General features: G+C 64.3%; 11 protein-coding genes. 7 read left to right on the top strand and 4 right to left on the bottom strand.

What is annotated here, in order from left to right:
- Positions 1 to 21: 21 nt before the first annotated feature.
- Positions 22 to 621: a bifunctional nicotinamidase/pyrazinamidase gene (gene pncA, locus NKH29_RS06630; RefSeq protein WP_023718168.1), complete on the bottom strand. Its 600-nt coding sequence runs from the start codon at positions 619 to 621 to the stop codon at positions 22 to 24.
- Positions 622 to 893: 272 nt separating this feature from the next.
- On the opposite strand from pncA, the gene NKH29_RS06625 reads away from it, so the two are divergent.
- The 6 genes from NKH29_RS06625 to NKH29_RS06600 are packed head-to-tail and all read left to right on the top strand — an operon-like array spanning position 894 to position 7,955.
- Positions 894 to 1,754: an FAD binding domain-containing protein gene (locus tag NKH29_RS06625; RefSeq protein ID WP_352484341.1), complete on the top strand. Its 861-nt coding sequence runs from the start codon at positions 894 to 896 to the stop codon at positions 1,752 to 1,754.
- Entirely contained in the window at positions 1,754 to 4,507 is a 2,754-nt protein-coding gene (locus NKH29_RS06620; RefSeq protein WP_352790254.1) for a molybdopterin-dependent oxidoreductase, read from the top strand. Before NKH29_RS06625 ends, NKH29_RS06620 begins: the two co-directional genes overlap by 1 nt.
- Complete coding sequence (locus NKH29_RS06615) at positions 4,504 to 6,045, top strand: 6-hydroxynicotinate reductase (RefSeq protein ID WP_352484339.1); 1,542 nt, start codon at positions 4,504 to 4,506, stop codon at positions 6,043 to 6,045. Before NKH29_RS06620 ends, NKH29_RS06615 begins: the two co-directional genes overlap by 4 nt.
- Positions 6,045 to 6,920 (top strand): UPF0280 family protein, encoded by an 876-nt coding sequence (locus tag NKH29_RS06610; protein ID WP_352484338.1) that lies wholly within the window; start codon positions 6,045 to 6,047, stop codon positions 6,918 to 6,920. The genes NKH29_RS06615 and NKH29_RS06610 overlap by 1 nt, the downstream gene beginning before the upstream one ends.
- Positions 6,913 to 7,497 (top strand): amino acid synthesis family protein, encoded by a 585-nt coding sequence (locus NKH29_RS06605; protein WP_023718173.1) that lies wholly within the window; start codon positions 6,913 to 6,915, stop codon positions 7,495 to 7,497. Before NKH29_RS06610 ends, NKH29_RS06605 begins: the two co-directional genes overlap by 8 nt.
- Complete coding sequence (locus tag NKH29_RS06600; RefSeq protein ID WP_352484337.1) at positions 7,494 to 7,955, top strand: MarR family winged helix-turn-helix transcriptional regulator; 462 nt, start codon at positions 7,494 to 7,496, stop codon at positions 7,953 to 7,955. The genes NKH29_RS06605 and NKH29_RS06600 overlap by 4 nt, the downstream gene beginning before the upstream one ends.
- A 69-nt stretch (positions 7,956 to 8,024) precedes the next feature.
- Here the strand turns inward: NKH29_RS06600 and NKH29_RS06595 are convergent, their stop codons facing one another.
- Genes NKH29_RS06595 through NKH29_RS06585 form a run of 3 tightly spaced genes read right to left on the bottom strand, consistent with a single transcriptional unit; the run spans position 8,025 to position 11,880 of the window.
- Positions 8,025 to 8,990: a substrate-binding domain-containing protein gene (locus tag NKH29_RS06595; RefSeq protein ID WP_023718175.1), complete on the bottom strand. Its 966-nt coding sequence runs from the start codon at positions 8,988 to 8,990 to the stop codon at positions 8,025 to 8,027.
- Entirely contained in the window at positions 8,987 to 10,300 is a 1,314-nt protein-coding gene (locus NKH29_RS06590) for an ABC transporter permease (RefSeq protein ID WP_023718176.1), read from the bottom strand. Before NKH29_RS06590 ends, NKH29_RS06595 begins: the two co-directional genes overlap by 4 nt.
- A complete protein-coding gene (locus NKH29_RS06585; protein ID WP_352999230.1) occupies positions 10,297 to 11,880 on the bottom strand; it encodes a sugar ABC transporter ATP-binding protein in 1,584 nt (527 codons plus the stop codon). The genes NKH29_RS06590 and NKH29_RS06585 overlap by 4 nt, the downstream gene beginning before the upstream one ends.
- A gap of 217 nt (positions 11,881 to 12,097) precedes the next feature.
- Here NKH29_RS06585 and NKH29_RS06580 point away from each other — a divergent pair, with 217 nt between their 5' ends.
- A complete protein-coding gene (locus NKH29_RS06580; protein ID WP_023718178.1) occupies positions 12,098 to 13,117 on the top strand; it encodes a LacI family DNA-binding transcriptional regulator in 1,020 nt (339 codons plus the stop codon).
- Positions 13,118 to 13,142 lie beyond the last annotated feature (25 nt).

The raw sequence follows: 13,142 nt of genomic DNA, 5'->3' as shown, positions 1-13,142 counted from the left end.
TCAGGTTCGGCTGGATGACGTTCAAATCAGTGCCACGCCGGCATCGCGCATCCGGCCCAGCATCCTCTCCACGGAGCCGTTGAGATCGATGCCGCGGCAGGCGTCGAGCCGCACGGACGTCTCAAAACCGAGCTTGACCGCGTCGAGCGCCGAAAAGGCGACGCAGAAATCCGTCGCTAGGCCGACCAGGGTCAGCGTCTCGATGTTCCGATCCCGAAGATAGCCGGCAAGGCCGGTCGGCGTCGTCCGGTCGTTCTCGAAGAATGCCGAATAGCTGTCGATCGCAGGACGGAACCCTTTGCGGATCACCAGCTCGGCCTTGCTCCAGGCGAGGCCCGAATGGAAATCCGATCCCAGGCTGCCCTGGATGCAGTGATCCGGCCACAGCGTCTGGTGGCCATAAGGCACATCGATCGTTTCGAACGGTTGCTTGCCGGGGTGGCTGGAGGCAAAGCTGGAATGGCCGGCAGGGTGCCAGTCCTGCGTCAGCAGGACGTGCTCGGTCCGCCGGATCAGGTCGTTGACCAACGGCACGATTTCGTCGCCGCCAGCCACTTCCAGGGCGCCACCCGGGCAGAAATCGTTCTGCAGGTCGATGACGACAAGCGCTTCGTCGGCCATGGAGCCTCCTTATTTTCTTGGTCTTGAGCTTAGGCTCCAATGAAAACGCGACCGGACGCAGAAACTTGACCAGATGGCCGGCTGCGTCAACCTCTCACGGCATAACAAATGCGTTCCGGGCGCACCGGTGCCCATAGCCGTGCAAACTCTGGCTTTGACAATTCCTGCCGGCTTGATATCATTTGCATACGAATGAATTTCCTGCCTTGCATGCTCGGGAAAATCTTTCGGCAGGATCCCCTCTCGGGAAGTCCATTCTGGGAAGGCAAAGCGTGATCCGTTACGCAAAACCCACCACGGTCGACGACGCCCTCGCTTTGCTGGGCGAAGGACAATGGCGCATCCTCGCCGGCGGCACCGACTTCTATCCGGCACAGGGCAGCAAGCCTTTCCGCGACAATGTCCTCGACATCAATGGCTTGGCGGCATTGCGCGGCATTGCCGAAGCCGAGAACCATTGGCTCGTTGGCGCGCGCACCACCTGGACCGATCTCGTCCGCCATCCGCTGCCGGCGGCTTTCGACGCGCTGAAGCAGGCGGCGCGGGAAGTCGGCTCGGTGCAGATCCAGAACGTTGCCTCGATTGCCGGCAATCTTTGCAATGCCTCGCCGGCCGCCGACGGCGTGCCGGCGCTGCTGGTGCTCGACGCCGAGGTCGAACTGCGTTCCTCGGTGGCGACCCGGCATCTGCCCCTTGCAGAATTCATCCTCGGCAACCGTCGCACCGCTCTGCAGCCCGGCGAAATGGTCACGGCAATCCGCATTCCCAAACCCGCGACCGCCGGCAGCTCCGCCTTCGTGAAGCTTGGCGCACGGCGTTATCTCGTCATCTCCATCGCCATGGCCGCCGCACGCCTGGCCATCGAAGATGGCATCGTCAGGAACGCGGTCGTCGCCGTCGGGTCCTGCTCGGTCGTCGCCAGGCGCTTGGCGGGCGTCGAGGCGGCGCTGCGCGGCCGTCCGGTCGGCCCCGCGCTGGCCACTGCCATCCAATCCGCGCCAATGGACGATCTGTCGCCGATCGGCGACGTGCGCGGCAGCGCCGAATACCGGCTGGATGCGGCGCGCGAGATCGTCGTCCGCGCCGTGCTTGGTGCGATGGGCGCTATTCCCGGCGAAAGGGCGGCGGCCTGATGGGCATGGAGCGAGCCAACATCGCCTTCGAGGTCAACGGCGCCGCCGTCAGCGTTTGCGTACCGCCGGTGCGACGGCTGTCCGCGGTGCTGCGCGACGAGCTGCGGCTGACCGGCACCAAGATCGGCTGCGATGCCGGCGATTGCGGCGCCTGCACGGTGCTGGTCGACGGCGAGCCGGTCTGCGCCTGCCTGACGCCGGCGGCTTCCGCCTCCGGCACCGTGGTAACGACCGTCGAAGGTCTCGCCAACGGCAGGCTGTCGGCGCTGCAGGCCTCGTTCCTCAGCCATGGCGCAGCACAGTGCGGCGCCTGCACGCCCGGCCTGCTGGTCGCCGCAACGGCACTCCTGGACAGGACGCCTTACCCGACCGAGGCCGAAACGCAGGATGCACTGGGCGGTGTTCTCTGCCGCTGCACTGGTTACCGCAAGATCGTCGCCGCGGTGATGGATGCTTCGCGCCATGCCGACGGTCTCGATCCGCGCCTGCCACGATCCGGCCATGCCGTGGGCTCCTCTCCGATCCGCCTCGATGGCGTGCCGAAAGTCACCGGCGTCGAGAAATTCGGCGGCGATTCCTTCCCCACGGATGCACTGTCAGTGCTGGTCGTCCGCTCGCCGCATTATCATGCCGCTTTCACTTTTGGCGATCTCGGCAGCTGGGTGAAATCCTGTCCCGGCATTGCCGGCGTCTTTACCGCCGCCGATATCCCGGGAAAGAATTGTTTCGGCGTCATTGCCCCCTTCGCCGACCAGCCGGCGCTTGCCGAAGGATTTTCGCGCTTTCGCGGCGAGGCGGTGGCCCTGGTTGCCGGCGAACGCGAGGCTATCCTCGATCTCGACCTTGCCGATTTTCCTGTCAGTTGGACCGAATTGCCGCATTGTCTGGACCCTTGCGAAGCACAGGCCAGCGGCGCGCCACTGGTCCATGAAAACCGGCCCTCGAACTTGCTCACCTCCGGCTTCGTCGAGCGTGGCGACCCCGAGGCCGCCCTTGCCGGTGCGGCTTTCGTCGTTTCCGGCGCCATCGACACCTCCTATGTCGAGCATGCCTATATCGAACCGGAAGCCGGCTATGCCTTCATGGACGGCGATACGCTGGTTGTCGTCGCCTGCACGCAGGCCCCCTATATGGACCGCGACGACACGGCAAAAGTGCTCGGCCTTGCCCCGGAAAAGGTGCGCATCGTGCCGACCGCCACCGGCGGCGGCTTCGGCTCCAAGCTCGATGTCTCGCTGCAACCGCTCATCGGCCTCGTCGCCATGAAAACCGGCCGGTCGGCGGCACTCGCCTATACCCGCACCGAATCGATGATCTCGACCACCAAGCGCCATCCCGCTCGGATGAGAGCGAGCATCGGCGCCGATGCCGACGGCCGCGTCACCGGCATGGTCTTCGCCGGCGATTTCAACACCGGCGCCTATGCCAGCTGGGGGCCGACGGTCGCCAACCGCGTGCCGGTGCACGCCTCCGGCCCCTATGCGACGCCGAACTATCGCGCCGAAGGCCGCGCCATCCACACCAATGGCCCGATTGCCGGCGCCTTTCGCGGTTTCGGCGTGCCGCAGGCGACGATCATGCAGGAGACCCTCTATGACGAGTTGGCCGACAAGCTAGGCATGGACCGGCTCGACTTTCGCCTGAAGAACTGCCTTCGGAACGGATCCGAAACAGTTACCGGGCAGCGGCTCGAGTCAGGCGTCGGCATCGCCGACTGCCTGGAGGCCCTCCGCTCACATTGGCGGCGTGCCCTTCGTGATGCCGAAGCGTTCAATGCCGGTAGCAGCATCAAAAAACGCGGCGTCGGCGTGGCCTCTTGCTGGTACGGCTGCGGCAACACCTCGCTGCCCAATCCGTCGACCGTCAAGGTCGGCATCTCGGTATCGGGTGAAGTCGTCCTGCATCAGGGGGCGGTCGATATCGGGCAAGGTTCGAACACTGTCATCGCGCAGATCTGCGCCGACGCGTTGGGGCTTCCGCTTGAAAAGCTCCGGCTGAAAGGCGCCGACACGGCGATCACCCCCGACGCCGGCAAGACATCGGCCTCGCGCCAGACCTTCGTCACCGGCAAGGCCGCCGAAAAGGCCGGCCGCGCCTTGCGCGATGAGATCTTGCGTTTCGCCAATGTCTCGGAAAAGGCGGCGATTGCGCTGGACGGCACAAGTCTGAGCATCGGGGAAGGCGAAGCGACGCGCCGCATCGATCTTTCCTCGCTGAAGGCAGACGCCGAAGGATTCGTCTTCCGGGCCGAGGAAAGCTACGACCCGCCGACGCAGCCGCTCGATGCAAAAGGTCAGGGCAAGCCTTACGCCGTCTATGGCTATGGCGCCCAGATCGCCGAACTGGAGGTCGACCTCAGGCTCGGCACCGTGAAGCTGATAAAAATCACCGCCGCGCACGATGTCGGCAAGGCCATCAATCCCTTGCTTGCCGAAGGCCAAATCGAGGGTGGCATCGCCCAGGGCATCGGCATGGCGCTGATGGAAGAATACATCCCCGGCCGCACCGAAAACCTGCACGACTATCTGATCCCGACGATCGGCGACGTGCCGCCGATCGAGACCATCTTGATAGAAGTTCCGGATCCGGAAGGACCCTTCGGCGCCAAGGGTTTGGGCGAGCATGTGCTGATCCCGACGGCGCCGGCGATCCTCAACGCCATACGCCATGCCGCCGGTGTGGTGGTCACCAAGATTCCGGCGACTCCGACCCGCATCCGCGCCGCCATCCTCGACAAGGAGGCGCGCCGATGAGCGAGCTTGCCGAACGCTTCGAGACACACGATCCCGGCGAGAAGCTGGTGGCGGAGAAGATCCGGTGCGATGCCTGTCCGGTCATGTGCTACATCGCCGATGGCCGCACCGGCGCCTGCGATCGCTACGGCAATGTTGGCGGCAGGATCGTGCGGATGGATCCGCTGACCATCCTCGACCACGCGGCCGAGACAGGCGGCGCGGTCGTGCCCTTTGCCGAGGAAGGCAAGGGCTGGGACGGCGAACTGGTCAACACCGGCCGCCGCTTCGTCACCGCGATCGGCGCCGGCACCACCTATCCCGACTACAAGCCGGCGCCCTTCATCGTCAGCCAGGAGGTCGAGGGCGTCGATCTGGTCACCGTCGTCACCGAGGGCATCTTCTCCTATTGCGGCGTCAAGGTGAAGATCGACACCGACCGTCATATCGGCCCCGAAACGGCAACGGTCCGTGCCGAAGGCGAGGCGATCGGCCATGTCACCACCGGCGAATACGGCTCGCAGATGCTGTCGCTGGGCGGCGTGCATCATTTGACCGGCGGCTCAAAGGCTGAAGGGCGCGCCACCTGTGATGCCATGCTCAGGCTGTGCAACCGCAAGCCGGTCGAGCTCGTCATCGACGGCGGCGCCACCGTCATCGTCGAAGCCGGCAAACCGCCTGTCATCGACGGCAAACTTGAGCAGCGCATGCGCGTCGGCTGCGGTTCGGCCACCATAGGCATGTTCGCCACCCAGTGGCGCGGCCTTGTCGACGAGGTGGTGGTGGTCGACGACCACATCACCGGCGTCGTCTCCGAGCATCAGGCGGGCAAGGTGCTTGGCTGGCAGGATACCGGCATCAAGATCATCGGCCGCCGTTCGACGCCGGGCCGCTATTTCAAGGTGTCGGAGCCCGGCCTCGGCTGGGGCGGCACCAATATCTCCGACCCGCTGTCGATCCTTGGTGAATGGAGCGCCAAAAAGGGTGCGCGCCCCGGCATGTCGCTGCTGATGGTCTCGACCACCGGTGAGCAATTCGCCTATTACGAGCTCGACGACGAATTGAAGCCGGTGCAGAAACCGTTCCCGGAGCGGCTGCGGAAGTCGGTTGAACTGATCGAGGACAATTGCGAGCCGGCGCTCTGCACCGTGCTTTTCGTCGGCGGCGCCGGCGGCTCGCTGCGCGCCGGCGTCACCGAGAACCCGGTCAATCTGACCCGCTCGGTGCAGGGCCTCAAGACCTATGTGACGGTCGGCGGCGCGCCGGTCTATGTCTGGCCGGGCGGCGGCATCACGCTGATGGTCGACGTCATCCGCGTGCCGGAAGGCGCCTTCGGCTATGTCCCGACGCCGGCGCTGGTGGCGCCCATCGAATTCACCATGCGCCGCGACGATTATGTCAGGCTCGGCGGCTATGAAGCCGAAATCCGCAGCGTCGACGATATCCTGGCCAAGGGCGGCGAGTATCTCAACCCGCGCCGCGGCAAGGCCGCACCTCGCGACAATCCCTGGCCGCCGCTGGTGCAGCTGCGGCGCGCGACGACAAATGGGGCAGGGTGATGAACGGCCCGCAGGCGCATTGGCTCGAGGACGGCCGAAGGCTTCACCTCAATCATGGGCCGATCGATCTGATCGTCGAGGCCTTCGGCGAGGCGAGCGAATGCCGCGCCGCCTATCATCAGGCGGCAACGCGCTTCCAGACAATCCTGCCCGAACTGGTCGAAGAGTTGCCCGAACTGCGTCGCCAGGCGCCGCTGCGTCCTCGCATGTTTGTCGGCCCGACGGCACGTCGCATGGAAGCGGCGGTCGTTCCGCTAGCGAAACAATTCATCACGCCGATGGCGGCCGTCGCCGGCTCGGTAGCCGACGAAGTGCTTGGCGTTCTGCTCGCCGGCCGCCGGCTCGAGCGCGCCTATGTCAACAATGGCGGCGACAGCGCGATCCATCTCGGCCACGGCCAGTCGATGACGCTTGCCATTGCCGGAACAGGTCACGGACTGGCAGACCGTCTCACGATCCGCGCCGAAGACGGGATCCGCGGCGTCGCAACAAGCGGCTGGCGCGGCCGGTCCTTTTCGCTGGGCATCGCCGACGCCGTCACCGTGCTGGCGCGGACGGGTGCTGAAGCCGACGCCGCCGCGACCTTGATCGCCAACGCCGTCGATCTGCCCGGTCATCCCGCCGTTACGCGCGTACGGGCGCGCGATCTCGCCCCGGACAGCGATCTGGGCGACCGACAGGTGACGCAAGACGTAGGGCCACTGTCCGCCGTCGAAATCGCTACCGCGTTGGACAGCGGGCTTGCCGTGGCGGAAGACTTTCGGCGGCGCGGCCTGATTGCCGCCGCGGCGCTTTTCCTCGACGGTCAGGCGCGCATCGCAGGTCCGATGGCGCTCGCCAATAAAGTTTTAGAGAGGGAAATTGCCCATGCCTGAGTTTCCGATCCGCAAGATCGCCGTGCTGACCGAAGAGATTTTTCACGAAGGCGGGCCGGTGGCGAAGGTGCCGCGGCGCCGCGCCGCGGCCATGGCCGTGGTGAAGAACCCGTTCGCCGGCCGTTACGTCGAGGAACTGCAGAGCGCGATGGAGGATTTGAAGCCGCTCGGGCTGCTGCTCTCCGACAGGCTCATTGCCGCATTGGGCGGCGACGTGAAACAGATCGACGGTTATGGCAAGGGTGCCATCGTCGGCGCGGCGGGCGAGCTGGAGCATGGCGCGCTGTGGCATGTGCCGGGCGGCTATGCCATGCGCGAACGGCTTGGCGACGCCAAGTCGATCGTGCCGTCGTCGAAGAAGGTCGGCGGCTTCGGCGCGCGGCTCGATGTGCCGCTCGGCCACATCAACGCGGCCTATGTGCGCAGCCATTTCGATGCCATGGAAATCGGCATCAGCGATGGCCCGCGTCCCGACGAGATCCTGTTTTGCCTCGCAATGACCTGCGGCCCGCGCGTGCATGACCGCATGGGCGGGCTGGCTGCCAAGGACATCAAGGCATGGGATGGGCTGAGGTGAGCGCCGAAGACAATCTGCTCAAGCTGGTCGAGGCCGAGGAACCTGACGAAAACGACTATCGCTTGCAGGAGCAGGTCGGCTTTATCCTGCGCAAGGCGCACCAGCGCCATGTCTCGATCTTCGCCGCACACATCGCCGATCTGACGCCGCCGCAATTTGCCGCCCTGGCCAAATTGCGCGACGTCGGCGAGACCTCGCAGAACCAGCTTGGCAGCCTGATCGCCATGGATGCGGCGACGGTGAAAGGTGTCATCGACCGGCTGAAAGCGCGAGGCTTTGTCGAACTTAGCAAACACGAAGTCGACAAACGGCGCCTGCTGGTCAATCTGACGGCCGAGGGGCGCGACTCGATCGAGCGGCTGATTCCGCTTGCCCGCGAGATTACGCAGGAAACGCTGGCACCGCTTTCCGCCAAGGAGGCTGCCATTTTCATGAAGCTGCTGGCCAAGCTGGCTTGAGCTGCCACCTGCCGAGCGTTTAGTTGTTACTCCTGCCGGGCGCTGAACGCCCGGCAGGAAAGCCTCGTCTCAGAGGCCGTTGTCCTTCAGGATCTGGGCAGCATTTTCCTTGGTGATCTTCTGCGTCGGCAGGATGATGGTCTTTTCCACCTTCTCGCCGTTCAGGAACTTGATCGCCTGCCGCAGCCCTTCGGCGCCCGGCGTCACATAAGTGAACGTCGCCGTCAGCTCGCCATTGGCGACGAGTTGCACGCCTTCATTGGGCAGGCCGTCGATGCCGATGAACTTGATGTCCTTCTCACGTCCGGCGTCCTTGGCGGCAAGATAGGCGCCATAGGCCATTGGATCATTGTGGCCGTAGACGAGATCGATCTTTTCGTTGTTGCGCAGCGCCGTGGCCATGATGTTGTAGGCCTGGTCCTGCTTCCAGTCGCCCGACTGCTGGTCGAGCAGGTTCTTGATACCCGGCTCCTTGTCGGTGAATTCATGGAAGCCGTCATGGCGGTCATGCGCCGGCTGGGTGCCCATGCCGCCCCAGATTTCGACGACGTTGCCGGCGGCCTTGCCCTTGCCGCCAAGCAGCTCGACGGCATATTCACCGGCAGCCCGGCCGATCAGCTTGTTGTCGCCGCCGACGAACTGCGTGTAGTCGTTGGTTTCGACGTTGCGGTCGAGCACGAAGACCGGGATCTTGGCATCGATCGCCTGCTGCACGACGCCGGTCAGGCCGGCGGACTCTTTCGGCGACACCAAGAGCGCATCGACCTCCTGACGGATCAGGTTTTCGACATCGGCGACCTGCTTCTCGGTCTTGTCCTCGCCGTCGGTTACGATCAGCTCGACTTCCGGATGCTTGGCCGCTTCGGCCAGGATGTCCTTGTTGAACTGGGCACGCCAGGGTTCGATGGTCGTAACCTGCGAGAAGCCGATTTTCCATTTCTTGTCCTGCGCGTGGGCACCGCTGGCAAGCATCGCGGTCGTGGTCAGGAGTGCCGCTGTCAGCGCGGCAAGCTTCAACAATTCACGTCGTTTCATTTCTTGTTTCCTCCAATATTCAGAGACGCGGTCTCTTGCGACGGCCGCTTTGCCGCGGCCGTTTCCTTGTGCGCTTGCCCACCGGGCAATCGCAGATAGAAGAGAAGATCGCCGGCATTGCGCTCCTGTACGAGCACGGTACCGATGATGATCATCCCCTTCAGCACCAGCTGAAGGTTCGAATTGATGTTGTGCAGCTGCAGGATGTTAGAGAGCAGCCCGAAGATCAGCACGCCGCAGAACGTCCCGGTGAGGCTGCCGCGTCCGCCCATCAGGCTGGTGCCGCCGATGACCACGGCGGCGATCGCGTCGAGTTCCAGCCCGGCGCCGGCGTCCGGCTTGCCTTGCCGGTATTGCGCGACATAGAGCACCGCCGCGATGCCGGCCAGCAGCCCCGAAACCGCGTAGGTGGCGATCTTGACGCGGCCGGCGGCGATGCCGGACAGCCGGGCCGCTTCCTCATTGCCGCCGATGGCATAGACATAGCGGCCAAACGGCGTGAAGCGCAGCACGGCGCCGTAGATCAGGATCGCGCCGAGGAAGAACAGGCCCGGCATCGGAATCACGCCGAACACCAGCGAGCGCAGCATTTCGAAATCGGCGGTGGCATTCGAGCCGGTGTAGACCGGCAGCACCGCATTGTTTTGGCCGGCTGTCAGCCGGGCGATGCCGAGCGCAGTGACCATCATCGCCAGCGTCACGATGAAGGGCTGCAGCCGTCCGGCGACGATGATGAAGCCGTTGAGCGCGCCGAACAGCAGGCCGACGCAAGGCGCCACCAGCAGCACGCCGAGCACGCCGAATTTTGAGCCTACCTGCGGCAGCAGGAACCACAGCACCAGACTGCACAGGATCACCCCGACAATGCCGGGGGTAACCAGCCCACGAACGCTATCCAACCTGATGTCGTGCGTGGCCTGCGCGCCGGCGCGGGATTTTTCGATGTTCAGCAGGATGAAACGGGTGACGAGAATGCCGAGGCAAAGGGCTGCCACAGCAACTGTCGGCACCCCCAGCACCACCGCCGGCGTCACGCCGGGGACCGTCAGCAGCATGGCACAGACTACCGTGCAGATCGCCATCAGCGAGCCGACGGAAAGGTCGATACCGCCAGTGATGATTACCGCCGTCATGCCAGTGGCAATCAGCCCCGTGGTCGACACCTGGCGCAGCACATCGAGCAGGTTGCCGTAGGACAGGAAGATGTTGTTGCCCTTGGAGCTGATCGGCGAGCCAAGCACGCCGATCAGGAAGATTGCGATCAGGCCCCAATAGAGCTTCGTCCGGGACAGGATATGCAAAATGCTCATGCAGCAGGCCTCGTCATGGTCCGTCGCGGCGCTGCAAGCCGCATGATGGCCTCCTCGCTGGCTTGCGCGCGGGACAGGATTCCCGTCTGGCGGCCATCGGCCATGACCAGGATACGGTCGGAAAGATGCAGCAGCTCCGGCAATTCCGAGCTGATGACGGCGATCGCCAGCCCGTCTCGCGCCAGCTTGAAGATGAGATCGTAGATTTCCCGCTTGGCGCCGACATCGATGCCGCGCGTCGGCTCGTCGAGCAGCAGCACCCGTGGCCTCGTCGCCAGCCATTTGCCGATGACGACCTTCTGCTGGTTGCCGCCGGACAGCGTGCCGGCCGGCTGCTCGACGGTTTCGCAGCGAATACCGAGCGCCTTGACGGCGTCCCGTGCCAGCCCTTGCTCGCCGGCCAGCGAGCGCAGGCCGAACCGCGCCAGCGCGCCGACCAGCGGCAGCGCGACATTGTCGGTGATCGAGGCCTCGAGATGCAGGCCTTGCGTCTTGCGGTCTTCTGTGACCAGGGCGATGCCGAGCCGGCGCGCATCGCGCGGCGAACGGATTTCTACTGCCTCGCCATCGAGCCTGATCTCACCGCCAGCACGTCCTCCGCTGGACCCGAAGATCGTTTCCAGGATTTCGGTACGGCCCGAGCCCAGCAGCCCGCCGATACCGAGGATTTCTCCTGCGGCAAGATCGAAGCTGACGCCGTCGAGCACGGTGCGCCAGCCATGGCGATTGGGCTTCGATAGCGACAGCTCGCTTACGGAAAGGATGGTGTTGCCACCGGGGATGCGGTGCTCCTGGGAGGAAGCAAGCAGGTTTCGCCCGACCATCGCCGAAATTATGGCGTCTTCGTCGAGCTTGTCCATCGTCTGCGTCAGGACGTGGCGTCCATCGCGAAACACGGTGACCCGGCTGGCCAGATGCATGACCTCGTCGATGCGGTGCGAAATGTAGACGATCGCCACGCCGCTATCGGCGAGCTGGCGGATGATGCGGAACAGCCGCTGGCATTCGGCTGGCGACAGCGCCGAGGTCGGCTCGTCCATGATCAGAATGCGCGCCGACATAGACAGCGCCTTGGCGATCTCGACCAACTGCTGTTCGCCGACGCGCAAGGCACCGACGCGCGCATCCGGGTCGAGCTCGATGCCGAGCCTTTGCAAGAGCGCGCCGGCAGCGCGGCTGCTCGCCTTGCGGTCGACAATCAGCCCGGCGATCAGCTTCTCGCGGCCGAGAAAGATATTGTCCGCGACGCTGAGTTCGGGAACGAGGTTCAGCTCCTGGTGGATGATGGCGATGCCGGCGCGCTCGGCTTCGCGGACGCCGGCAAAGCGCACCGGATGGCCATCGATACTGACCGTTCCGTTATAGTCCGTATAGACGCCGGATAGTATCTTCATCAGCGTCGACTTGCCGGCGCCGTTCTCGCCCATCAGCGCATGGACCTCGCCGCGCCCCAGTTCGAAGCCGACATCGACAAGCGCGGCGATGCCGCCGAAGGACTTGGAGATGTGCTCGGCGCTCAGCACGATAGCCGAGCCGTCCGCCATAACGCCTTCCGCAGGGATGGAATTGCCGTGCTGCATGACAAGGACGGCCTCCCTCCGTCGTCACCGAACGCCTCAAACGCTAATCTAAACGTTTCGATCATGTCAAGCCAATATCTGGTGTCGAAGATTGTTCCATTTCAATTCTTGCGCAAAACCATAAGATTCCGTACGTATTGCTGCCGCGGAGTGGTGAAACGTTTCGAAAATGACAGCGTCAGGACGAAAAAAGCAGCGCAAATCCACTGCACCGACCATGCTTCACGTGGCCGAAGCGGCGCGTGTTTCCGTGGCCACCGTATCGGCGTTGATCAACGGCACCGCGACCGTCAGCCCCGAGCTCAGCCAGCGCATCGAACAGGCGATCCGCGACATCGGTTACAAGCGCAACGCCATCGCCCGCAGCCTCAAGATGGGCACCACACGCACCATCGGGCTCACCGTCCCACACATCACCAACCCGTTCTTTACCGACGTGGTTTCGGTGATCCAGCAGGCTTTCGACAGGGCCGGCTACGCCGTCATGCTGTGCTGCACCGACGAGCACCTGAACACGCAGGACGACCAGATCAGGCTGCTGCTCGACCGGATGGTCGACGGGCTGATCGTCGCGCGTGTCGGCGACGGCGCGATCCTCAAACGGATTGTCGACGACGCCAATGTGCCGGTCGTGCTACTCGACCGTGTTTGCCAGGGTGTCGACACCGATGCCGTCGTTCTCGACAATCAGCGCGCGGTGTTCGACGCCATCACTTATCTGATCGATCTCGGCCATCGGCGCATCGGCTACATCTCCGGCTCGTTCGATATCTCGCCGATGCATGACCGCATGGCGGGATACCGGGAAGCCCTCCAGACCGCGGGCCTGCCGGCCGAGCCCGAGCTCGTCCGCTTCGGCAATTTCCACGAAGTCGATGGCTACAACGCCACCATGCAGCTGCTTTCGCTGCACGACCGGCCGAGCGCCATCTTTTCGGCCAACAACCCGATGGTGATCGGCACGATGAAGGCCATCCGCGATATCGGCCTGTCCTGTCCGGAGGATATTTCGGTCGCCTGCTTCGACGATTTTCCGTGGTCGGATGTGTTCCGGCCGCAATTGACCACGGTCGCACAGCCGGTGCAGGCGATTGGCGAACAGGCGGCCAATCTGCTGCTCGACCGGCTCGCCGGCAACAGGGATGCGCCGCCGCGCAAGCTGACGCTCAAGGGACGCCTGATGATCCGCAATTCATGCCGGCCACTTGGCGCGATCGCACAAAGCGTCAGCGCGTAGCGCTTGGGCTCTGTTCAGAAACGTT

The sequence above is a fragment of the Mesorhizobium sp. M1295 genome (assembly GCF_040318135.1).
GTDB lineage: Bacteria > Pseudomonadota > Alphaproteobacteria > Rhizobiales > Rhizobiaceae > Mesorhizobium.
The sequence above is the reverse complement of the archived record's forward strand: the minus strand, read 5'-3'. Positions and strand labels throughout refer to the sequence as shown.